This is a genomic window from Pseudobutyrivibrio sp., assembly GCF_015057185.1.
Classification (GTDB): Bacteria; Bacillota; Clostridia; order Lachnospirales; family Lachnospiraceae; genus Pseudobutyrivibrio.
The window spans coordinates 59,700-83,203 of the sequence record NZ_SVEV01000015.1 but is presented as its reverse complement, the minus strand read 5'-3'; the positions used below and the strand labels follow the sequence as shown (position 1 = coordinate 83,203).

Genomic DNA, 23,504 nt, shown 5'->3' with positions numbered 1-23,504 from the left:
ACTTGCATGTGTTAAGCACGCCGCCAGCGTTCATCCTGAGCCAGGATCAAACTCTCATGTTTAATATGTAAGCAACACCAAGTTGCTTGAGTTTAATTCCGAGTCAAAATAAATCTGACTTTACTAATAAAGGTTTTGTTTCGTCTTAGAAACTAAATGAATTTCAAGGATACATGTTTTATACAAAACTGTATTAATTCAAGGTTTGTTTCACTGTTCAGTTATCAATCTTCATTTTGTTGTTGCCCTCAGCAGCAACTCGTTTATAATATCACGATGCTGGCTTTTTGTCAACAACTTTTTGATTTATTTTTCAAAATCTATTTCTTCGAAAACATTATGTTTTCTGCATTTGCCGCTATCAGCGGAACGAATAGAATAATATCATCATAAACCGCTAAAGTCAACAGGTTTTTCCAAAAAAGTTATTGTCTTTATATTCCGATAATTTGCTCAATTAGGTTGTTCTGATATATGAATATAAGCATCTGATCTTTCTGTGTATTATCCAACACAAAGCTTCCAAATTCTGATGCTGGGAAACAATCTGCGATAAACAATATTAGCCATATAACTAACAATCCCTCGAAAGCTCCTGCCAACATACCTAGAAGTTTATTTACATCCTTAATACCTGGAATAAAGCCAAGCCCCTTAAGTAACCTATCAATTATCAATATTACTAACAGACCTAGGGTAATAACCAGGATTACTGCTATACCATGAATAGCAGCATCAGTAAGTTCCTCGGCGATTAGTTTTATTGTATTGTCGATAGACGTTTGGACGCTATCCTCTATTTTGTCTTTTATTGCTTTTGGGACAAGAGCCATGACGGCATCTTCCCCTGAGCCTTTTTCTTGAGCCTCTGAGCTTTCATAACGAGTATGAAGATTAGAGTCTATTATCTGCTCTATTTTTATATGAATGCCGGTATTATTTTTAATAATATCTCCAACAACCGGAGTTCCATAATTTACGAAGCAGATTAAGAGAACCCATGATAGCAGGCCAAATATGATTCTAAACATACCTCGCCTAGCACCGTGCATAATGCAATACAATAAAATAATGGCAAATAGAATTAATAAAAAGTTTACTTTCATACACAAACCCTCTATTTAATATAAATTTCCTCGGTTTTTGTTTCTTCTATTAAATAATACCTTCGAGATGAGGATCCCGGCGCAACTTTATAAACTATTTCATCAAAATCATATGTAAATTTAGCAATACCCTGGAGATTATAGATAGTTACAGTGTTATCATTAAGTAAGAATATCTCATTATTATCAAGGATTTCTACGTTGTCATAGCTTTCAGTTATCTCCTTTGAAATCCATCTAAATCCATATAGGTTATAAACATTTAATTCATTAACTACTTCTCCTGTTTCCGTTTCAGTCTCAGATATATATCCAAAATGTGTATCGTTGTAGAATATACTCTTCATCTGTCCTTCAACAGAAATCTCCTTGGCTACAGTTGCATTAAGATTATTATTAAAAATAATTATCTTTGAATCACAAAAGGCGATTGCTTTATCATTTTTTACAAAATCAACTTTAGGAATGATAGTTCCTAAATAGGTATGGGAAGCTACGATATTGTCTTCCTCTTCCTTGCCATCATCTGTAAAATCATAGAATACTAGCTCAGAAGACAGTTCGCCCGAATTAACATTTACAATAGAAAGTAATAATCGTGTTGCATCAGAGGATAGGGCCATAGAAACTGGAAAGCCCTTATTTTCTGGATGTATTTCACCTGATACTAATAGCTTTGCATCTTTGTCATACATCTGGATATAGCTAATATTATTCTCTTGTAAAAGAATGGCTATTGTTCCCTGCTTTGCTACCTTTGCCTCTACTATAGGAGTATTTGTGGTAATTGATTGAACAAAGCCTTTTGTGGAGAAAATATCTACTTCATTTCCTTTTTTATCGTATACAACAACATAGTCCTGACAGATATCTATGTTGGGGTTAACCATGTCATATGTATAATTCCATATTAATGAACCGTCATAAGATGTATAGGAAACGCCATCAGGGCTGTATTTTATTAGATTGTCGTTGAAGCTGCTGTAGGCACATTCAGCAGAGTCACTGCGTTCCCAAGTTTTTTCTGCTTCATAATCCTCGTATGTAGAAAAAATCTTTATGACAAATATCGCTACAATCACTATTAAAATCAGTAAAATCAAGAAGATAAATCTCTTGCGAGGTGGCTGATAGTCATCGTCAACTTTCCTCTCTATTGGTGCTTCTTGCACTTCTTGTTCTTCATCTTCTTTTTGTGGTAATTTAATTATTTTAAACTCTTCCATTTATTTCTTTCCTATAACGAATAAATGGGCTGAATTTACAGCCCATTTACTTAATATACAAATATTGCTACTTGATAAGGTGCTAATGGGAAGGCTACTGAATATTCGCGACCATCACATTCCTCTTTTTTAGGTATGTATGTTTCAGCAATCTTTCCTCCTTCGCCACCGTATGCCTTTGCTTCTGAATCTAATAATAATTTTACTTTTCTGTTTGTAGGAATACCAACCTTGTAGTCGTCATATCTCATTGGTGTCATGTTAATTACAAACAGTATATCATTTTTGCCGCTTTTTGCTTTTCTGATAAAACTAAAGATACTTCTGTAGCCATCATTTGCATTAATCCACTCAAAGCCAGCCCATGAAACATCCTGCTCGTACATAGCAGGGTATTCTCTATAAATGTGGAGAAGATCTTTGAACATTCTAGACACGTGTCTATGATTTGGATTGTCTAAAACGTACCAGTCTAGTTCTCTAGCTTCACTCCACTCTGTGCCTTGTGCAAAATCCTGACCCATGAAAAGTAGCTTCTTTCCTGGATGGCCCATCATAAAAGCATATCCAGCCATTAGATTTTTATATTTATCAACTTCGAGACCTGGCATCTTAGCGAGCATTGAGCCCTTTAGATGAACAACCTCATCATGGCTAAGAACTAATATATATCGTTCTGCCTCATTGTAGGTCATTGCAAAGGTCATCTTGTGATGATTATCTTTTCTGAAATAAGGATCTAGACTCATATAGTCGATAAAATCATGCATCCATCCCATATTCCATTTATAAGAGAAGGCTAAGCCGCCGTCTTCAACATCACCAGTGATTTTTGGCCAAGCTGTTGATTCTTCAGCAATCATTACTGCTCCTGGGTTTCGTCCGCGGATAAGTGTATTTATGTGCTTGAAGAATTCTATAGCCTCTAGGTTTTCATTTCCGCCATGCTCGTTTGGAATCCACTGTCCTGGCTTTTTGCCGTAATCCAAATAAAGCATTGATGCAACTGCATCTACTCTAAGTCCATCAATATGGTAGTGCTCAACCCATTGTAGTGCGCTACCTATCAAGAAGTTTTTAACTTCGGCTTTGCCATAGTTAAATATTTTGGTGCCCCAGTCAGGATGTTCTCCCTTTCTTGGATCTGGGTATTCGTATAAGGCACGACCATCGAAATTAGCCAATCCATGGGCATCCTTAGGAAAATGAGCTGGTACCCAGTCAAGAATGACGCCAATACCGTTTTTATGCAAATAGTTAACTAGGTACATGAAGTCGTCAGGTGTTCCATAGCGTGAGGTTGGAGCATAATATCCTGTTACCTGATATCCCCAAGAACCGTCAAATGGATATTCTGATATACCCATTAACTCTACATGAGTGTAGCCCATATCGAGAACGTATTCAGTTAAGCTATGAGCAAATTCTTTGTAGCTGTAAAATCCGTCGTTTTCTGGTCTAGGATGTCTCTTCCAAGAGCCTGGATGAACCTCATATATAGCAAATGGCTTTTCCCAGAAATTAGTAGCTGCTTTTCGTTGCTTCATCCATGCATTATCAGTCCACTTAAACTTTGTATTATCATAGATAATAGATGCTGTACCTGGTCTGATTTCTGCATATGTTGCATAAGGGTCTGCTTTGTAAAGCTTTTCCCCTGCTTCTGTCACAATGAGGTATTTATACAATTGTCCTTCTTTTGCTTCCGGAATAAATGCTTCAAAAACACCCTGGCTCTCAGGTTCTACACGATGCATGTAATTGCGATTCTCGTCCCAGTTATTGAACTCTCCGATAACTGCAACGCTCACTGCATGTGGTGCCCACACATTAAAGTAAAAGCCTGTTTGCTTACCCTGTTTGCCCTTATGTGCACCAAGCTTTTTGTATATGTCGTAATGAGTGCCCTGGCCAAATAAATATCCGTCTAATTCTGTGAAGTTACTCATGTAATAATACCCCTTATTTTTATTCTCCCTATAATAGGCTGCCCTATCTATCGAAGTCCTTTTCTTTTAGTATGATGTACCCATTTTTATCATATTTTGGTTTGTTGAAGAAGCCGCCCCTAGTAGATTTCTCTATAGCTTCATCCATGATTTCTGCTACTTCTTTGATTGTAGTAGCGTGATCATATCTACCAATAAGATTAATTCGGTTGTATAAAGCTAAGATGCCCATATCATCGATGGAACATTCAGCTTCCATAGCGTATGTTTTTGCAAATGAAACAAGTTCATCAATTGAGAATACTGGAATAACAACCTTTTCAGTAAAGCGTTTTGCAAATGAGCTATCCTTTGAAAGGGCCTTTTCAATTCCCTTTTTGTTATCCTCAATAATTAATATTGTTCCTGTGTTATCCTGCTCCATTAATAGAGAAAGTGTAACTGCTGTCTCTTTTGAAATACCACCGGCTGTCTCAATAATCAAGCAGCCACCCTGTATTTTTGAATAAAGCTTTTGAATATCCTTTTCGTTAAGCTTTTCTCCGGAGATCTTTCCGATACCGCCCTTTGGATATCCAGTCTTTTTCTCTAAGACCTTGATGAGGCTAGTAGCCATCTGAGTTTTGCCTGAACCAGGCTCACCAACGATAATGATGCTACCGCCCTTATCATTAGGTGAATTTAAATGAGATGCTGCTCCAACAAGTGCTGAAGTGATGCTCTTTTTCATGCCATTTATTGGTAAGAAATAAGAGAAAATCTCTAAATCCTCATCATCAATTTGGATACCATCTGTTGCTACAGCACTAGTAGCAGCTGGCTGCACAGGTGGAATCTCAACCTTTGGCTGTTCCTCATCTAAGCTTACCTGCTCAACCTCTGGCATCTTAGGAGCTATGTCCTCTAAAATGTCCTGTGGAAGCTCTATTTTTGGAAGCTCAATATCAGAAATATTGATTTCTGGCTCAAGGTATTCTTCCTGAATAGGCTCCTCTACTGGTTCTTCAATATATTCTTCGCTGAGAACTGGCTCAGTCTCAGGAATGTCTATAGACTCTTCTATTTCTGGTTCTTGAATTGTTATGTCGTTAATGTTTATATCCACAAGTGGAATATCATCTAGCTCAGCATCGTCATTCTCAGGCTCTTCTACTGGTTCCTCAAAATCTGAAACTATGCTTTCAGGAAGAACTATCTCTTTTGGTTCAACCTCAAAATACTTTTGTGGCTCCTGATTAATAGTAGTTGTAGTGCCTGCTGTTAATCGATCTATCTCCTGCTGTAAGAAATCGTTAACATCAGCAATCATTTGGGATGCTTCTTTGAAATCCACTTCTTCCGTCTCCTCACTCTGTTCCTCTAATGTTGGAGGTTGCCAATTTTCCTCTTTAAGCTCCCCTGCTGAATGCTTAACTGCATCTACTGCACTTGCTGCTGCGCCAGTCGCTGCAACACTTGGCACAATTGGAATGTCCAACGAACCACTAAGTAATCCATCGCTGTTAAGCTTTGGAATAGAAAATGATTTGGCTGGCTCTAAGTTAGCCTCTGGCTCTGATTCAACCTCTGGTTCAAGCTCAGGTGCAGTAAACTCTTCTGCAACAACTTCTTTCATTTCACCATTTTTAACGTCATCATCTGCCAAATACTCTTCTTTTAAAAGATCAGCTGAGGTCATGCCGGCATCAAGCTTTGACATAACACCTTCTAATCTGTTAAGAACACTGTTAGCCTCGCGAAGAGCCTTTGCTCTAGCATTTTCTAGCTCTTTGCTCTTTGCCTCTTCCATAGCTGCCTCGGCGGCACGCTTTGTTTTTTCCCACTCGGCTAATACATCTTCTATTGTGAGCTGACCTTCGATTTGTTCTTCTGATTTGTCTGCATCATCAGGAAGTAGCAAGCTAATCTGGCCATCCATTCCTTCACGTAAGTATTGATTAAAGGTCTCATTGACGGAGAACTCTTCTTCATGAACCTCAGGCTCTTCTTTTACCTGAAGATATGGGATTTCTTCAACAAGGTTTTTAATAGCACCTATGTTTTCAGAAACCTCTCCTGTATCAGTCGCTTTCATAATCTCATCAATATTCTTCTTGATTTCGGCCTGAAGATTTATTGTGTCAAAGCGCTCTGGTCCCTTTGGAAGCTCAATAACTGGCATGTCAGGTAAAACGGCATTTGAATCAATTCCGATAGGCTGAGGGTAAATCTCAGCAAGGCCATCTTTTTTCTGCTGGAAGCTTCTGTATTTGTCTTCTTGGGCTTTATCAAGTGGCTGATAAAGCATTTTAAGTTCTAATGCTCTCTCAACAACTGGGCCGTCACCAAACCACAGAATTATTTCATCGCACAAAGAAATACACTTGTCAGCTTGATTTGTTTTGTGATAGAGGTAAGCCAATTCGTACGCCCACTCTTCGATAAAATCATTTTCTTTTAGCTGCTCAAGTATCTTGATCAAGGTGGCAATGTCTGCGCCCTTAGCCATATTAATATTATATTTCAGGATATATTTAAGACTGTCATGAGGTGCAATTTGAACAAACTCATTATAGTATTCCTGTGCCATCTCCAAGTCCTTGAGCTTGATAGATATCATGCAGAGCTTATATATAATCATTCGTCCAATAGGAGAGCGATCATGTGCTAAAAATAATAATTCTCTAGCTTCTTCGATCTTACCTGCTGCCTCATAGCACTCGCTACCTGCTATCAAATCATTGATATTATGCACTTTTCTCCAATTTACTGTCTCTGCTACTGACATGGCATCAGCAAATTTATTCTGAGAGATAAGGTCTCTCATCTCTTCTATTCTATTTCTGTATTCCATTTTCTCCACAGTATTATTCTCCAAAACTGCATACTTTAAATAGGATTAATTTTCTGAGGAAAATCAAAACCTATAGTTATTAAAATATTAACATAGGTTTAACCTAAAATCAAAAATAACCGAGGCAGAAATACCTCGGTTGTGTAATTATTTTTTATGGTTAATTTTAGGTAATATTGTTAGTCGTTTTTTCTTTGTATGCTTGGTTTCTTCATGATTTATTACTTCATTTGTTTCCAAATCTATGTGATCTAACAAAATATAATCCGATGTGTCTAAAGGCAAATTGCGCTTTGCAACGAGGTATTTAGCAAGCCTTCCTACCATGTAGTAAATGATTGCCACTATTGGCACTGCTACAATCATACCGCCAACTCCAAAGAATCCGGCACCAGTAACAACGGCAAATACAACCCAGAAAGAGGTAATTCCTGTGGAATCTCCCAAAATCTTTGGTCCGATTAGGTTACCGTCAAACTGTTGCAAAACAAGTATAAATATCAAGAAATAAATGCCCTTCATCGGCTCAGTTAAGAAGATAATTGCAACCGTAGGAACAGCTCCAATGTATGGACCGAATACAGGAATAATATTTGTTACACCAACTATGATAGAAACTAATAGTGGATATGGCATGCTCATAGCTAGACAGCCAATATAGCAAATAATACCTATGATTATCGAATCTATAATTTTGCCGATTATGAAGCCATAGAAAATTTCTGCAGACTTTCTGCTAATTTCCAAAATGATATTTGAATATCTAGGAGCGAAGAAGCCGCATATAAGCTTTTTAGCTTGCGCCTTGAAGGTTTCCTTTGAAATCAAAACGTATACAGAAACAAACATTCCAACTATGATTCCAACTACAAATCTACCTACAGAAATAACACTTGTAGTGATTGTTGAAACCATATCTGTTTGGTCGTAATCTACATATTTGTTCAACAATGCAAGTCCCTGGTCAACCAAATCACCGATATTGTTGTCTTTTGCCTTCATAAGGACTTCTTCGTAATTGCCCTTTGTAACTACATTGCACCAGTCTAATACTGCTGCAATTTGTTCTTCAATATGATTTCCCAAATAGAAAATTGTACTGATTAATTCTGGAACAATAGTTGAAATAATAAAGCCAACCACTGCTGTCAACACAATTAATGACAAGATTGAAGATAATGTTCTATTTGCTTTTTTGGCATTTTCTTGATTTCTGCACAGCTTTTCAAATATTTTTTTGAATCTGTTCTCAAAAAATACCATGATAGGATTCATGAGAAAAGCCATGACAAATCCTATGAGAATAGGCTGTATTACTGTTGATACCTGATTTAAAAAAGCTAAAACATCGGCACTGTTTTTTAACAGGAAGTAGAATGTAATCACAACGCAAGCTGCAATTATATATCCTACCATTCTTTTTCTTCTAGCCTTATCATCTAAATTCTGTTTGTCTTGTGGCATAATGGCCCCCTTGTTTTACCTTCTATTGTAATTAATTAAACAACCCTTAAGGATGATTTCACGCTCATCATCTGTAAGTTCACCTAGAGTCATTTCGAATTCTTTTAATCCTTCTTCTTTTACAACAAAAGCTTTGATTGTATCAGCCTTATTAGCAACTGCGTCTTTGATGCCTGGAATGAAAATGTAGTCCAAGTTCTTGAAAGGTAAGTCGCCCTGTGGGATTACAAATGGAAGCATTCCCCAGTTAATAAGGTTTGAACGATATCTCTTTGTTGCATATTCGTTTGCGATATTTGCCCATCCGCCGAGAACCTTTTGGCAAGAAGCAGCTTGCTCTCTAGCGGAACCGTCACCTGGCTTTACAGCAAAAATAGTAGAACCAACGCCGAAGTTATCATGATTAACCTCTGGGTATGTCTCTTTTACTTTGTGTACTATTGCTTTAAGCTCTGGTACTGCTTCGCCTGCACATTCTCCGGCCTCTAATGCCTTCTGTGCCTTCTGTATATTCTTTGCACGTCCAACGTACTCTGGATCTTTGCGGGAAAGAGTAAACTCTGCAAGACCAAGTGGATTTGAACGATATGATGAAGTCTCACCTGAAGGAATAAGCTCATCCGTTGTAGTAACAGGATCATGAATCTCTGAAACTACCTGAAGGAATAAATTCTCAGGCAAAGCACTCATTTTTGGCCAGTCCTTGATGTTTGGACCAAAATGAATCTCTGTCTCAGGCTCAGCCTTTCCATGAGAATCAAATACTCTATTAGCGTAAATTCTACCATCGAAATGATATGTAGGATTTGTAAATTCTACGTCAACCTCTGTTGCAGCTGTAAGGTAACCCTTGTTTGCTGCAGTAGCAGCGATAGAACGAGCATCCATAAGTGCAACTGAAGCAATCTGTCCATTCTGAAGCTTAGATCCCTCTCTGTTAGGGAAGTTTCTAGTAGAATGACGGATTGAGAAGCCGTTGTTAGATGGTGTATCACCTGCACCGAAGCAAGGTCCGCAGAATGCTGTTTTAACAATTGCTCCTGTGCTCATAAGGTCTGCGACAGCGCCATTTTTAACAAGTTCCATGTAAATTGGTGTAGATGCTGGATAAACTGAAAGAGTAAACTCATCAGGTCCAATGCTTGCACCTCTTAGGATATCAGCTGCTGCACAAATATTTTCAAATCCGCCACCTGCGCAACCAGCAATAATACCTTGATCTACATATAATTTTCCGTTTCTAACTTTATCCTTGAGAGTAAAGTCTACTTGACCATCAAGTGAAACCTTTGCTCTCTTTTCGCAATCATCAAGAATGTCCATGAGATTTGCATTGAGCTCTTCAATTGTATATGTGTTGCTTGGATGGAATGGCATAGCAATCATTGGCTTAATCTCATCAAGATTAATCTCAATCATACCGTCATAGTAAGCAACCTGTCCTGGATTTAACTTTTTGTACTCTTCCTTACGACCGTGAATCTCATAAAACTCTTTTGTTTTGTCATCTGTAGTCCAGATTGAGCTAAGACATGTAGTCTCTGTAGTCATAACGTCTACACCAATTCTGAAATCCATTGAAAGATTGGCAACACCTGGTCCTACGAACTCCATGATTTTATTTTTAACGTAACCCTTGTCAAATACTTCTCCGATGATGGCAAGAGCAACGTCCTGAGGTCCAACACCCTTTCTAGGTGTACCTGTCAAATAAACTGCAATAACACCTGGCATAGCGATGTCATAAGTCTGATTTAAAAGCTGCTTAACAAGCTCTGGACCGCCTTCACCCATAGCCATAGTACCAAGGGCACCGTATCTAGTGTGAGAATCAGAACCAAGAATCATTTTGCCTGAGCCTGCCATCATTTCACGAGCAAACTGATGGATAACGGCCTGATGTGGTGGAACATAAATTCCGCCGTATTTCTTTGCGCATGAAAGGCCAAACATGTGGTCATCCTCGTTGATTGTGCCACCTACAGCACAAAGAGAGTTATGACAGTTTGTAAGGCAATATGGAATTGGGAACTTCTCAAGGCCTGAAGCTCTGGCAGTCTGAATAATTCCGACGTAGGTAATATCGTGACTTACCAATTTGTCAAACTTAATCTCAAGATGATCCATATTAGAAGAGGTGTTATGGCTAGATAAAATACCATATGCCATAGTCTCTTTATGAGCCTGGTCCTTAGTTACGTCGAGTCCTGTTGCAGACTTGATTGCAGCGGTTGCCTCATGGCTGTCTTCAACTATTTGAGTGCCATTGATTAGGTAAACTCCGTTGTTGTAAAGCTTCATTCCTTTATTCTCCTTTTTACTTCTTTAATCCAAAAAGACTACCAAAGCCTTTTTTACCTGATTTCTTTTGTTCCTCACCTGATTCTTCTTCCTGCCACTTAAAGTATTCGGCATCCAAATCTTCTGAGGAAATTCCAATTTCCTCCTCTGTATCGCTACTTGGCTGTTCTATATCATCCTCTATTTCAAGGCCAGCCCTTGCAAAGTATTCTTTATCTATTCTAATTTCTGGAGCTGTATACTTTGGTCCGTCATCAATCTCCTCTGAGGTTCCTTCAGACTTTTCTTTAAGTCTACGCATATTCTCTTCATCAATTAGTCTCAAATATTTCTGAGTATCAATCAAATCATTAAGATGGCTCTTTAATTCAAGCTGATTTGACTTGATTGCGCTATTTTCTTCTTTGATTTTCTTGATAGCCTCGTCGTAAATCTTGGCAACTGACTCCTGAGAGTCCTTTATAATATCCTGAATACTCTCAAAAGCATTGTCCGTATACATAAGGGCTGCAGCATAAATGTCCTCTGCCTTTCTAGTGGCTTCAAACACAATATCATCGCCCTGCTTCTGCATCTCACGATTGGCCTTGTCACGGCTCTTAACAGTGAGCTCATGCTCCTCCATCATGTCATACATGCACTCGTTAAGCTCTTTTAGCAAGTCCATCATGGCATTTTTATCAACGATAACGTTTTTTGCGCTACCCTCATATGGCTGTGCCTTTGAAAAAAGCACATGCATTTCTCTTAGTACGCCTTCTGTTCTGTCTACTGCACCCATTTTTTCACCTACATACAAAAATACCGAGCCGCCTGACTAGATATCAATTGGTAGCCGCCCTAGGATGCTCCCTTCAGGTGACCCCACGTCAGATGAACGGTCCTGCTTAGTGCTGCTGCATTCCTGCCCTGACACGATTCTCAGGTGTCCATTACGCGGGACCCAAAGATCAATGCACCCTAGGACGACCGCCAAGTGATATCTAATTCAAGCATAGTGCTCGGAGCCCTTATTTTATGATATAAACAGGCTCCTTGTCAATAAATACTGTATTACTTTTCCTTCTTTTTCTGCTCTCTCAGTTCTTCGAAGAATTTTGTCATCATTGTTTTACATTTATCACCTAAGACGCCGGTTTCAAGTTCACATTGATGATTGAACTGCTGCATCTGAAGAACATTAATAACTGAGCCTGCGCATCCTGCTTTAGGATTCATGGCTCCTACAACCACTTTTGGTATTCTGGCCTGAACAATAGCTCCTGCACACATTTGGCATGGCTCCAAGGTAACGTATAACACGCAATCTTCTAGGCGCCAGTCACCTGTTTTCTTGCAGGCCTTTTTTATTGCTGCTATCTCAGCATGGGCGAGAACACTTTTATCGATATTTCTGCGATTGTAGCCCCTAGCTATAACTTTGTCCCCTTGGACTATAACGCAACCTATTGGTACCTCGTTAATAGCATAGGCTTTTTGAGCTTGCTTAATTGCCAGCTCCATATATTTTTCATCCTGATTTGACATCATGGATTTTCAACTCCTATTTTGCTATACTTTTATTTGAAAAAATAGCTTTAAATTCTTAATTTTCAGCTATTTTATGTTAACACTTTTACCAATAAAAGGAAATGACTTATGCTAATACTAGGCTTGCAAAAAACTACACTTTTAGATTATCCCGGAAAGGTTGCCAGCACAATTTTTACAGGTGGATGTAATTTTAAGTGCCCATATTGTCATAATAGGGACCTTGTTATGCCTCCATCAGATGTGCTTGCATATTCTCAAGAAGAGATTTTTGAACATCTGCAGGCAAAGAAAAAAGTGCTTGATGGAGTATGTATTACCGGTGGCGAACCTACCTTACACAAGGATTTACCAGAGTTTATAAAGCAAATTAAAGATATGGGATTGCTTGTAAAGCTTGATTCTAATGGAACCAATCCCGATATGGTTGCAAAGCTTATTGAGCAACAGCTCATTGATTATATTGCTATGGATATCAAGCATAGCAAAGAAAAATACAATGAGATTGCATCAATGACTCACTTTGATATTAGACCTATCGAAGAATCTATAACGATTCTAAAAGAGGGCAAAATTGATTACGAGTTTCGTACTACCATCATGAAGGAGTGTCACACTGCAGATGATATGAAGTCCATTGGAGAATGGCTCAAAGGTGCTAAGGCTTATTATCTTCAAAGCTACAAGGAATCTGAGCAGGTTATAAATCCTATATTTTCGCCACATTCTTTGGAAACTCTAGAATCCTTCGTTGAGATTCTAAAACCTTATGTTGCTAATACAAATCTTAGAGGAATATAGCAAATTTCAATGGTAATGGGGGGACGATTATGAAATTTCAAGTAAGCACTGAACGATTAGATTTAAAAATTCTTAATTCAGACGATGCCCAGCTGGTTTTGGACTTTTACAACAGAAATGGAGACATTTTTGAAAAGTACGAGCCGGTTATCGGCAATAATTTCTATACCTTGGAACATCAGCAAAAGCTTCTAGATTTTGAGTATAAAAGCATTATGAAGCTTATTATGATTAGATATTGGATTTTCGAAAAGAACAACCCTAACAAAATTATTGGTACTGTAAGCTATAGAAACATTATCCGTCCTATTTATGAATGCTGTACAGTCGGCTACAAAATGGACAGGGATTATGTAAACAAAGGCTATTGCTCAGAAGCCTTAGCAAACACTATACCTTTGCTAACTAAAGAGCTTGGTATTCATAGATTTGAAGCCTTGATTTTACCAGACAATGCCCCTTCCATTCACATGGTTGAAAAACTTGGATTCAAATACGAAGGCATTCTCCGGGATAAAATAATTATCGGGGGAGAACGCCTTGATCACTGCATGTATGCTTATTTAGCTGATAATTAATTACTTAAGAATTTTACTGCCATGTGGCTCTAAATCAATTTCAAAATGCTGTCCTCTATAATCAAAGGCCAAATGTTTACTGTCCTTTGTATTATTTAGGGCAACAATCACGTATTCATCATTGTAAACTCTAGCGAAAACGAGAGTTTCATTTTTCACCTGTAATTCTTCATATATTCCGCATTTTAAGGCCGTAGACTCTTTTCTGATTTGTGAAAGTGTTTTTATATGGTCGATTAAATCCGGATTATTCATTTTCTTAGGGTCAATTTCAGGTCTGAGGGCATAATCGCCATCTCCAGATTTTTTATCGCCTTCTATTGCCCACTCACTTCCGTAGTAAATTGAAGGTATGCCTGGCATTGTAAATAGCAGAGTATATACAGGGTAAATGTTTTCTTTGTCGTTTAACAAGGTGGCAATCCTATTTACATCATGGTTATCAATAAAATTATATAGATATTTTCCAATGTATAATCCGCCCTGGCCCCACTGACGCTTCATGGCATAATTGATTTCAAAATAATTATGGTCGTTATGGCTTGAATAAATGCCCTTCCAGCACTCGTAGTTTGTTACTGCATCAAGCATTTCCTCATTAACGTAAATATTGTAATCTCCATGTATTATTTCGCCCATGAGCCAGAAGGTTGACTTCTTTTCTTGAGTGAAATTCTTTAGGCGCTTGAAAAAATCTCTTTGTATACAATCTGCTGCATCTAAGCGCAAGCCATCAATATCAAATTCATCTATCCACATTGCCACCGCGTTTAGGATGTAGTTATTAACATCTTCGCGCCAATAATTCAGTTTTACCAACTCCTGAGCACCAGCCCAGCAATCATATGAAAATCCATCGTTATACCAGTTATTTCCACCAAAGTTCAGACCTGAAATCCAATTCTTGTACTCAGAATTTTCCCTTTTCTCACGAACATCTACAACTGCTTTATGACCCCTTCCAACATGATTGAAAACACCGTCTAAAACAACCTTAATTCCATTATCATGATATGTTTTTATTAGCTTTTTTAAGTCATCATTGTCACCTAAGCGACTATCTAATTTGTAATAATCATAGGTATCATAGCCATGAGTTCCCGATTCAAATAATGGGCCAAAGTAAACTGCATTTACACCAATTTCCTTTAAGTGGTCTACCCAATCAATTAGTTTTAGTATTCTATGTCCCTCTGTTTCCTTTCCCTTGTTTTCCCTAGGACAGCCGCAGGCTCCTATAGGATAAATATGGTAAAAAACAGATTCCTTAACCCAGCTTATGTCTCTCATAGCTACCTCCTTTATATACAAGAAAGAATTTTGCTTTGCAAAACTAATAAAAAAAGCAGGGCGCACTTGCCCTGCTTAAATTACAATAGGATTCCTGATTTTTCTTTACTATGCTCAATTTTTTCATTGATAATTTTGAAAGGATGATAAAGCACAACACCTATAAATATTGCAACTGCCACATATATTAACAATGTCAGCATACAATTCTTGTATGTATCGTTATAGAAGCCTGCAATACATTCTCGTACCGCTGTCATGGAATATTTAAATGGCATAAATTTATAAAGCACCTGGAAGACTTTTGGAAGGACCTCAATTGGGAAGGTTCCACCTGCTCCGGCTACCTGAATAACCATAAGTATTACTGATAAAGCTTCTCCTACATTTCCAAAGGAATATGTAAATGAATAAAGGAGCAATGAATAAACAAATGCTGACCAAGCACAGGCTGCCCACAGTAGGAAATGATGTTCACACTGAATTCCTACAAATAGGATTGCTCCTAAAACGGTAATTATTGTCTGTATCTGTCCAATACCAAAAGTTACAAAAAAGCGGCCAAAGAAGCATTGCCAATTCTTTACATTTTCCATGCCGGTTGTATCCTTAACTGTTGTTTTAAGGATTGTTGAGATGATTAAGGCACCAACCCAAATTGATAATACGATATAAAATGGCGCTGTCATTGAACCATTATTCTCAACTGGGTATATATACTCATTTGAGACTTCAACAGGGCTACTAATGAAATCTGAAAGTAGCTCAGGATCAGATTTAACTAATGTCATAAACTTCTGATAGCCCTCACTTTCCCCTACACTTTTGATATCAGCTATTAGGGCGGAAAGCTGCTGTTCCATTTCTACAGCCTCATCACGGGATTTGACAAGGGAATCCTTTGATTGGTCCATTAAATCCGCGTAATTTCCAAGATTATCTATTACTAAATCAATACTCTCTGCATTGTAATCTAACAGTTTCTCAATCTCAGCTATAGAATCATTTACTGAATAAATGGCAGTCTGAGCTATTGGAGATATTTTACTTGCATATGCTGACCTAACCCCGCTTGTGTTGGCAATAACATCACTTATGTCTTGAATTACATTAGCTTTGGCAGTGTTAAACTCCTCTTCGGTGGTACTAATAGCATTATTCATGTTAGTAATATTTGTTTCAAGAGAGCCTAATTCATTGTCTACCTTATCTGCTGCATCTTGAATATAACCCTGAGTTGTAGAGTCATTAATCAAAGGATTATTAACAATCATGCTATAAATACCGTCGCCGTTAGAGTCTTTCCAAGCAGTATTTAGCTCCTGCATTTTGCTATTTATATTATTCATTAAGTCATTATTTCCCGCATTTCCAAAACTTAACTGGGAAACATAACTATTTATTGTTTCTATAGTGGAATCCACTGAATCCAAACTTGTATTTATATCACCTATTTTTGCATCTAACTGATATTTATAATTTTGAATATCTGTTTGAGCAGAAGCAGTCTGACTTTGAGCATTTTCTGCTATTTGACCTGCTAGGTCTGTTATTGAGCTAGCACTATCAGCCACCGCTTGACCTGCCTCTGAAATGCTTTCAGTGGAATCTGATAAAGCAATATATGAGTCCAAAAGGGCAATTAAGCCATTCATATCAGAATCCAATTGCTCTAATTTAGCTATTCCCTGGCCTGTGATATTTCCTTGCTCGTCTAAAGTCGCAAAATATTCACTAGCGTTCAAAAGAGTCTCAGCCATGGTTCCAACAAAAGCATGGTCTACCTCACGCTCAATAGTTGTTTTTACCTTTCCCGTAATCTTAGGAGCAATGGCATTTTTCTTATCATTTTCGTAGTAGGTAATTTCTGGATTTTCTATCTGTCCACCTAAGAAGCTAATCATGTTAGCACTAAATTCTTCATCAATTATTAGCGCAGCGTAGTAATCTCCAGAGTATACACCGCTTATTGCCTCCTCGGCAGTGTCAGTAAATACCCATCCAATAGATGTGTTTTCTTTAAGATTGCTGATGATAATATCACCGACGTTAAGCTCAAAATTGCCCACAAGAATACCTTGGTCCGATGAAGCTACCGCAACTTGGAGATTTTTGGTAGCGTCAGGACCATAAGGATCCCAGTTGGATAGAATATTGAACCAGGCATAAAGACATGGAATTACAGTTAGTCCAATCATTACGACCATTGCAACAACATTTACCGACAGTCTCTTTATATCAGATGCAATTATTTTAACTATGTTTCTCATTTCTTGGTGTTGTCTCCCCTATTTTGCAAATCCGATTTAAGTTCTTTTCTCATCTCTTTTATATCTTCAACTAATCCATCACGAACTTTTTTCAGCTCGTTAATACTATTTACTACCTCGGCACCAATTAATGCCTGTGCCTCAGCTTCTTCTTCCATTATTCCAAGTTCCTTAAGCTGTTCTTGAAGCTTGAAATCCATGTATTCCACATACAAAAGATAAAAAGATATACCAAAAAGCGATACAATCCAAAGCACCAAAAACACAAGCTTTGAGCGATTTGTAATAAAGCTAATGATTAGAAAAACTAGTGGTAAAAGGATATTAACTCTAAGTCCTACCCTTATTTTTTTCTGGTTCTTTAAATGTGTTGCTTCCTGTAAATCTATAAATTTTTCATATAATATTTTTTCTTTGCTATTATCCATTTACATCATCTCCGTATCTTCCATACGTTCTTCCATATAGTGATTTATTGGTTCAAATGGAATTCGAACTAATAAGCCTATAAACAATGCTACTATCATAAAGATACATAAGCATCCTAAGTTCTTGAGATAGTCTAATTCGTAAAGTCCACATAAGCACTCTCTGATTGCATTTATTGCATAAGGGAATGGGAAGAAAATATAAACCTTTTTGAAAAAGTCTGGTAAGAGCTCAATAGGGTAAGTTCCAGAACTTCCTGCAATCTGGATTACAACGATTACTACCGAAAGAGCCTTTCCTACATCTCCCCAAGTTGCAACCAAGGAATAAATAAGAATTGTAAATGTGGTGGCAGTCACTGAGGCTGCAAACATGAAAAGCCATGGATGCAAGCACTGTACATGTAGTAAACATAAGTCTCCAAGCACAATTATAACTGCTTGTAACTGTCCTAATACCCAATATAAGACATATCTTCCAAAGAATAATTGTCTCTGAGACGCATCTGGATATTTGTTTTTATCTGGTTTAATTTTAATAATTGCAGTAAGGATAAGTGCTCCTACCCAAAATGCTAAAGTGGTATAGAATGGTGCAACCGCAGAGCCGTAGTTTTCTATTGGATAAACGGCTTCAGTTACAACACTTACTGGTGTTGAAAAGAATTGACCATATGTCTCTGGATCACCTGATAATGCATTTACAAGTACGCCCATTTTTTCATTAGAAGCTGCACTTTCCACATCATCAATAACATCTATTAATCTGCCATTTACATATACAATAGCCTCGTTTGTTTTCTCCAAGCTTGTATTGGCACAGTCAATTGTATTATCTATAGCTGAAAACATAACTGTAAGATTACCAAAGGTTTCTCCCACAGAATTCAATAATACATTTGTATCGTTAAGAGTTCCAGATAGGGAAGTAAGACCTTCCTTTAATTTGGTTGCTAAATCATTGCCTATGAGATTCTCAACGTTTCCAACTTCACTTTTGGCACTATTAGCCATTGCTTTAAGCTGATCTGCACCAGCAAGTGCTAAGGTATTTACGTCTATAGCATTAATTTTATCGATTTTGTCTTCAATATTGCTTGTGTCAATATTTTCATAATTGATTCCATTTACTAATGCAATAACATTATCTATTTCAGTTTTAGTTTGATTAATCTTTGTAATTAAATCTTGAACAGCCTGCTGCTGGCCTGCAACATCCTGTATTTTCTTTATAGCATCTACCTGATCCTGAGTAATAATATTGTATTTAAGCAATAAGGCCAAGGTTTCGTCATCAATACCAGAAAAGCCTGAATTGCTTAATCTCTCTGCCAAAGCTCCTAAGGCATCGGATATTGCCTGAAGTGGTTGTGTAACATTAGAAATTACAGTTTCAATATTTTGAAGCTTAGAAATAATTTCTTGCTTTTTCTCGGTTATAACATTGTCGCCTATTTCATTTGGCAAATTGGCAACTATTTTCTCTATATAAAGGGAATCTAATAATGCTTTCTTTAATTCTGTTGCGGCGTTAACAGCATTATCTGCAATGGCTGCTGCATCTAAATGCTGACCCATTGTATCTGAAGCCGCATTAATTGTATCAATTGCACTATTAACATCATTACTGTAACTAGCAATGGTTGTTGCTGCATTGGCTGATACCTTTCCTGTACTTGCTATAGCATTAGCTGTGGACTGTACCTGCTGCTGCAAATTAGATGCATCGGTTTCAGCTTGCGCAAGGGCCATTTGTAAAGCTGCATCATTTTCAATAATTGAGTTTATCGTGTTCTGATAGTTGGTTAAATCTGCGCTAAGGCTTCTTAGCTTATCAAGTGCTGCATCAACGCCACCTTTTTCCTCTAATTCTTCAGAAACCTCTGATGCATTAGAGAATAGCTCACTGACTACAACCTCTGTAAAGGCAACATTGATATTGTTCTGAACAGTTTGAACTACTGTATCTGATATTTTTGTTGCAACTGGATTTTTCTTTTGATTTTCATAGAAGTGGAGGGTAGGCCTGTTGACCTCCTCTGTAAGAACGTTATACATGTTGTAAGTAAATTCTTTATCAATTACAACTGCTGCATAATAATCACCACTGTAAACACCTTCAATTGCAGCATCTGAAGACTCCACAAACTGCCAATCTACAGATTTGTTTTCATGAAGATTATCAATTATGGTATCGCCTTGATTATGATATTCTCCATTTTCATCTGTGAATCCTTCGTCTAAAGAAATTGCCGCAATTTTAAGGGCTCCAGTGCTTCCGTATGGATCCCAATTTGAAAAGATATTAAACCATGCATAAAGTGCCGGTAACAAGCATATACCGACAACTATTACCAACGCAAAGAAGTTTTTTACTAAACTAAGTATATCATCAAAAAATATTCTTCTAACTGTTTTCATTATCTGTCCCTTATTACTTATTATCTGATGTGTTACAAAGCTTGATATTATTTCTGCTTTGTTGCTTTACCTCATATAGCATTTTGTCTGCGCACTGTAGGTATGCAAACATGCTAGCATCCCTTTTAGGCACGCCAAAGCAGATTCCCTGTGAAATGGTGACTCTATCATCAGAAAGCGAAAATTTATGCTCCCAGTTTTCATCATAAATACTTTTCCTAAGGGCATTGGCCTTTTCTAAGACCTGCTCCTCAGTAAAGCCCTCATAGATGATTACAAACTCATCCCCACCGTATCTGGCTGTAAAAATGCCAGGCTGAGTAGCCATTCCCATTAATTTATCGGCGATTCGCTTAATGCAGTCATCGCCAGCCTGATGCCCGTAATTGTCATTAAATTGCTTGAAAAAATCAATATCTAATATTTCTACAGCAATAGTTGCACGGTTAATCAGTGCATTTTCAAAGGCTTCCTCACTATACTCATTAAGCTTCAGTCTATTATACATCCCTGTTAATGGGTCTGTCTCTGAACGTTTTTGTAAAAATGTATTCTCTTCCTCAACTTTTCGATTGATTTGTGTAAGCTCCATATACGAATTTCTCATTACGATCATGTTGCTTACCATCAATCGATTTTCTCGTTCCATAAACTCAGATAGCTCGAAGAAGAGGACAGAAGCGATTTTATATTCCTCGATTTGGCCAACCCTTCTGTAATATCTGATTTTTAATGTTAAAAGCTTTCTCTCAAGGTTCTTAATAGATGTATGCTTTGTCAGCTCATCTAAGACCTCGTAGGATTTGAAAAAGTCATCATACTTTTCAATGGATAAAAGCATTTTTAAGTAATCATAAAAATCATCAAACACGTCCATAATTGGCATGCTAGTACTTGTATGCTTATTAACCATATCAATCCAGTAATCTCGAGCTTCTTCCTCATTTACAGCCTGATGAATTCTGGCAAAAAGACAATAAATGACTATTTTATCCATCTCATGTAGATATGGTAAAGACTCATTTTTCAGCTTTTTTTCTATTTCAAGATATTTATCTTCTCTATCAAGTTTTAAATAGGCACGACCCATACCAAGTAGTATTGCTGTCATATTCTCTAAATAACCGTCTTCTGAAGGGTTATCCATGAGATGCCTATATGCTAATTCTGTGTGGGAAATTGATTTTTGATACTCCTCAATATTTAGGTACAAGGAGCCTAAATTCATATGAATCATCCACTCTATGTCAGGTAGAGAATAGTCCTGACAGATGCTAATTGCTTTAATAAAATAATCTAGGGCAAATGGCGCATTTCCGCGGTTTAGCGATACTATGCCAAGCATGTTATTGGCCATAGCTACGTAACCCCATTCTTTTACATGCTCCATAGGGCCCATGCAGGAAATCATTTGAGCGTAAAAATTAGTTGCGTCATTCAAAAGATAATAGGTTTCACCCTTTGAAAAAAAGGCATAGCCAACAAGAGCATCGTCCTTAATTCCTTTGCCATAAGCAAGTAGCTTATCGCAGGCAGACAATACTGTTGTTGGGTCTTTACCTCTATTATTTTGAATTTCGCTTATGAGAATTTGAACATCTCTACTATAATTTCGAACATCCATAACGTCTGCTCTCCAATTTATACGCTCTAGTACTGTTTTAGAATATTAGTGAGCTTTGCAAATTCCTCTAGAGAAAGTGCCTCACCTCTAATAGTTGGACTAAAACCAGCCTCCTCAATAGCTTTTGATATTTCTTCTTTTGAATAATGTAAACCGTTGCTCAATCCATTTTGCAGAGTCTTTCTTCTTTGATTAAAGGAAGCTCTGATTATCTGAAATAATAATTTCTCATCGCACTGTACTGGTGTCTCATTATGACATTTTAGAGTAATTACAGTACTTGATACCTTTGGTTGTGGCATAAAGCAGCTTGGTGGTACCTCGCATACGATTTCCGGATTGCTATAATATTGAACTGCAAGTGAGAGAGCACCGTATTCTTTTGAACCAGGTCCCTCCTGCATTCTATCAGCTACCTCCTTTTGAATCATGATTGTTATTGATTCAAGAGGTACATGACTTTCAAATAATCCCATTATGATTGGAGTTGTAATGTAATATGGTAAATTAGCAACTACTTTAATTGGCTTACCGCCATTTTTTTCTAATGCTAATTTATTGATGTCTACCTTTAAAATATCCTCGTTAATTACTGACCAGTTCTTATAGGTTGAGAGAGTATCATCCAAAATTGGAATCAACGTCTTATCTATTTCTACAGCAACAACTTCTCTGGCTTCCTCACACAAGCGTTGTGTCATTGTTCCAATACCAGGACCAATTTCTAAAACAAAATCGTCCTTTGTTATGCCAGCTGCATCAATAATATTATCAAGAACATTACCATCTATAAGAAAATTTTGTCCGTATTTTTTTTGAAAGGAAAATCCATGAGCTTCTAGGACCGCCTTTGTATATGTTGGATTACTTAAATATGCCATATTATTCCTTTACTTTTTTATATATATTAAGCGCATTTTGGTATGTTATTTTCTCCACTTCTTCAGAAGACATTCCTTTAATATCTGCAATTCTTTCAACTACGTACTTTAGATATTCTGATGAGTTGCGCTGACCTCTAAATGGCTCTGGAGCCATATAAGGACAATCTGTTTCAATTACGATGCTTTCAATAGGAATAGCCTCTACGGTTTGGACTAACTTCTTGCCGTTTTTGAAGGTGACAACGCCACCTACACCTATGTACCAGCCCATCTTTACATACTCTAATGCTAATTCTTTTGAGTAAGAATAGCAATGGACAATACCCTTGTCACTCTGTGTATTATACCTCTTAATTGTGTTAAAAGTGTCTTCTGCGGCATCTCTAGAATGAATAATTACAGGTAGTTTCACTTCTTTTGCAAGCTTTAACTGCTTTTCAAACCATTCTTGTTGCTTTGCTCTGCCTTCTTCATCCTTTACCCAGTAGTAATCAAGACCTATTTCGCCTATGGCTACCACCTTTGGATTTGCAGAATTTGCCCTTATCCAGTTTAAATTTTCCTCAGACATATCGTCGATTTCTTCTGGATGAATACCAAGTGCAGCATATACATTATCATATGTTTCAGCCAGTGAAAGACTATCCTTACAGCCTCTAAAGCTTGCGCCTACATTTACAATTTTTCCTATATTTTTTTCTCTCAATAAATGAGAAAGAAGTTCGACTCTATCCTCGTCGAACTTCTCATCATCATAATGAGCATGTGTCTCAAAAATCATTCAAAACCTCATTTATTC

The 23,504-nt window shown here is 37.4% G+C and carries 17 protein-coding genes, 1 rRNA gene and 1 other RNA gene; 2 read left to right on the top strand and 17 right to left on the bottom strand.

Annotated elements, in window-relative coordinates; all coding sequences use genetic code 11:
- From E7276_RS07800 to tadA, 10 genes are all read right to left on the bottom strand, one after another.
- A 16S ribosomal RNA gene (locus E7276_RS07800) occupies nt 1-62 on the bottom strand; the annotation flags it as partial.
- A gap of 372 nt (nt 63-434) precedes the next feature.
- The gene (locus E7276_RS07795) at nt 435-1,106 is read right to left on the bottom strand and encodes a CvpA family protein (RefSeq protein WP_294215914.1); all 672 of its coding nucleotides are present in this window, start codon (nt 1,104-1,106) and stop codon (nt 435-437) included.
- A gap of 11 nt (nt 1,107-1,117) precedes the next feature.
- Nucleotides 1,118-2,332: a DUF5711 family protein gene (locus E7276_RS07790; RefSeq protein WP_294215912.1), complete on the bottom strand. Its 1,215-nt coding sequence runs from the start codon at nt 2,330-2,332 to the stop codon at nt 1,118-1,120.
- 50 nt (nt 2,333-2,382) lie between these two features.
- Nucleotides 2,383-4,281: a 1,4-alpha-glucan branching protein GlgB gene (gene glgB / locus E7276_RS07785; RefSeq protein ID WP_294215908.1), complete on the bottom strand. Its 1,899-nt coding sequence runs from the start codon at nt 4,279-4,281 to the stop codon at nt 2,383-2,385.
- A 43-nt stretch (nt 4,282-4,324) separates the two neighbouring features.
- Nucleotides 4,325-7,123, bottom strand: coding sequence for a hypothetical protein (locus tag E7276_RS07780; protein ID WP_294215905.1), 2,799 nt, complete (start codon nt 7,121-7,123; stop codon nt 4,325-4,327).
- Nucleotides 7,124-7,261: 138 nt separating this feature from the next.
- A complete protein-coding gene (locus E7276_RS07775) occupies nt 7,262-8,578 on the bottom strand; it encodes an AI-2E family transporter (RefSeq protein ID WP_294215902.1) in 1,317 nt (438 codons plus the stop codon).
- Nucleotides 8,579-8,593: 15 nt separating this feature from the next.
- Nucleotides 8,594-10,879 (bottom strand): hydratase, encoded by a 2,286-nt coding sequence (locus tag E7276_RS07770; RefSeq protein ID WP_294215900.1) that lies wholly within the window; start codon nt 10,877-10,879, stop codon nt 8,594-8,596.
- 16 nt (nt 10,880-10,895) lie between these two features.
- The gene (locus tag E7276_RS07765) at nt 10,896-11,660 is read right to left on the bottom strand and encodes a hypothetical protein (RefSeq protein WP_294215898.1); all 765 of its coding nucleotides are present in this window, start codon (nt 11,658-11,660) and stop codon (nt 10,896-10,898) included.
- Between the two features lie 23 nt (nt 11,661-11,683).
- Nucleotides 11,684-11,884, bottom strand: an RNA gene (gene ffs, locus E7276_RS07760) — signal recognition particle sRNA large type.
- Nucleotides 11,885-11,932: 48 nt separating this feature from the next.
- A complete protein-coding gene (gene tadA, locus E7276_RS07755) occupies nt 11,933-12,409 on the bottom strand; it encodes a tRNA adenosine(34) deaminase TadA (protein ID WP_294215896.1) in 477 nt (158 codons plus the stop codon).
- Nucleotides 12,410-12,517: 108 nt separating this feature from the next.
- Between tadA and E7276_RS07750 the strand changes: the two genes are divergently transcribed.
- Both E7276_RS07750 and E7276_RS07745 read left to right on the top strand, forming a co-directional pair.
- The gene (locus E7276_RS07750; RefSeq protein WP_294215894.1) at nt 12,518-13,210 is read left to right on the top strand and encodes an anaerobic ribonucleoside-triphosphate reductase activating protein; all 693 of its coding nucleotides are present in this window, start codon (nt 12,518-12,520) and stop codon (nt 13,208-13,210) included.
- 29 nt (nt 13,211-13,239) lie between these two features.
- Nucleotides 13,240-13,788, top strand: coding sequence for a GNAT family N-acetyltransferase (locus E7276_RS07745; RefSeq protein ID WP_294215891.1), 549 nt, complete (start codon nt 13,240-13,242; stop codon nt 13,786-13,788).
- Here E7276_RS07745 and E7276_RS07740 read toward each other — a convergent pair whose 3' ends face one another.
- The 7 genes from E7276_RS07740 to E7276_RS07710 all read right to left on the bottom strand — a co-directional run bounded on the left by E7276_RS07740 (nt 13,789) and on the right by E7276_RS07710 (nt 23,486).
- The gene (locus E7276_RS07740) at nt 13,789-15,078 is read right to left on the bottom strand and encodes an alpha-amylase family glycosyl hydrolase (protein WP_294215889.1); all 1,290 of its coding nucleotides are present in this window, start codon (nt 15,076-15,078) and stop codon (nt 13,789-13,791) included.
- 80 nt (nt 15,079-15,158) lie between these two features.
- Nucleotides 15,159-17,348, bottom strand: a complete 2,190-nt coding sequence (locus E7276_RS07735; protein ID WP_294215886.1) for a YhgE/Pip domain-containing protein — start codon at nt 17,346-17,348, stop codon at nt 15,159-15,161.
- Nucleotides 17,345-17,776, bottom strand: coding sequence for a hypothetical protein (locus tag E7276_RS07730; RefSeq protein ID WP_294215883.1), 432 nt, complete (start codon nt 17,774-17,776; stop codon nt 17,345-17,347). Before E7276_RS07730 ends, E7276_RS07735 begins: the two co-directional genes overlap by 4 nt.
- Nucleotides 17,777-20,197, bottom strand: coding sequence for a YhgE/Pip domain-containing protein (locus E7276_RS07725; RefSeq protein ID WP_294215881.1), 2,421 nt, complete (start codon nt 20,195-20,197; stop codon nt 17,777-17,779).
- Between the two features lie 13 nt (nt 20,198-20,210).
- Complete coding sequence (locus tag E7276_RS07720) at nt 20,211-21,821, bottom strand: tetratricopeptide repeat-containing diguanylate cyclase (RefSeq protein ID WP_294215878.1); 1,611 nt, start codon at nt 21,819-21,821, stop codon at nt 20,211-20,213.
- A gap of 26 nt (nt 21,822-21,847) precedes the next feature.
- A complete protein-coding gene (rsmA, locus tag E7276_RS07715; protein WP_294215876.1) occupies nt 21,848-22,702 on the bottom strand; it encodes a 16S rRNA (adenine(1518)-N(6)/adenine(1519)-N(6))-dimethyltransferase RsmA in 855 nt (284 codons plus the stop codon).
- 1 nt (nt 22,703) lies between these two features.
- Complete coding sequence (locus E7276_RS07710) at nt 22,704-23,486, bottom strand: TatD family hydrolase (protein WP_294215873.1); 783 nt, start codon at nt 23,484-23,486, stop codon at nt 22,704-22,706.
- Between the last annotated feature and the right edge of the window lie 18 nt (nt 23,487-23,504).

What these genes read in the sequence shown, in the direction of transcription:
- E7276_RS07710 (WP_294215873.1), bottom strand. Translation starts at nt 23,486, where the DNA reads ATGATTTTTGAGACACATGCTCATTATGATGATGAGAAGTTCGACGAG.
- E7276_RS07790 (WP_294215912.1), bottom strand. Translation starts at nt 2,332, where the DNA reads ATGGAAGAGTTTAAAATAATTAAATTACCACAAAAAGAAGATGAAGAA.
- E7276_RS07730 (WP_294215883.1), bottom strand. Translation starts at nt 17,776, where the DNA reads ATGGATAATAGCAAAGAAAAAATATTATATGAAAAATTTATAGATTTA.
- tadA (WP_294215896.1), bottom strand. Translation starts at nt 12,409, where the DNA reads ATGATGTCAAATCAGGATGAAAAATATATGGAGCTGGCAATTAAGCAA.
- E7276_RS07765 (WP_294215898.1), bottom strand. Translation starts at nt 11,660, where the DNA reads ATGGGTGCAGTAGACAGAACAGAAGGCGTACTAAGAGAAATGCATGTG.
- E7276_RS07740 (WP_294215889.1), bottom strand. Translation starts at nt 15,078, where the DNA reads ATGAGAGACATAAGCTGGGTTAAGGAATCTGTTTTTTACCATATTTAT.
- E7276_RS07720 (WP_294215878.1), bottom strand. Translation starts at nt 21,821, where the DNA reads ATGGATGTTCGAAATTATAGTAGAGATGTTCAAATTCTCATAAGCGAA.
- E7276_RS07725 (WP_294215881.1), bottom strand. Translation starts at nt 20,197, where the DNA reads ATGAAAACAGTTAGAAGAATATTTTTTGATGATATACTTAGTTTAGTA.
- E7276_RS07745 (WP_294215891.1), top strand. Translation starts at nt 13,240, where the DNA reads ATGAAATTTCAAGTAAGCACTGAACGATTAGATTTAAAAATTCTTAAT.
- E7276_RS07775 (WP_294215902.1), bottom strand. Translation starts at nt 8,578, where the DNA reads ATGCCACAAGACAAACAGAATTTAGATGATAAGGCTAGAAGAAAAAGA.
- E7276_RS07770 (WP_294215900.1), bottom strand. Translation starts at nt 10,879, where the DNA reads ATGAAGCTTTACAACAACGGAGTTTACCTAATCAATGGCACTCAAATA.
- glgB (WP_294215908.1), bottom strand. Translation starts at nt 4,281, where the DNA reads ATGAGTAACTTCACAGAATTAGACGGATATTTATTTGGCCAGGGCACT.
- E7276_RS07795 (WP_294215914.1), bottom strand. Translation starts at nt 1,106, where the DNA reads ATGAAAGTAAACTTTTTATTAATTCTATTTGCCATTATTTTATTGTAT.
- E7276_RS07750 (WP_294215894.1), top strand. Translation starts at nt 12,518, where the DNA reads ATGCTAATACTAGGCTTGCAAAAAACTACACTTTTAGATTATCCCGGA.
- rsmA (WP_294215876.1), bottom strand. Translation starts at nt 22,702, where the DNA reads ATGGCATATTTAAGTAATCCAACATATACAAAGGCGGTCCTAGAAGCT.
- E7276_RS07735 (WP_294215886.1), bottom strand. Translation starts at nt 17,348, where the DNA reads ATGAGAAACATAGTTAAAATAATTGCATCTGATATAAAGAGACTGTCG.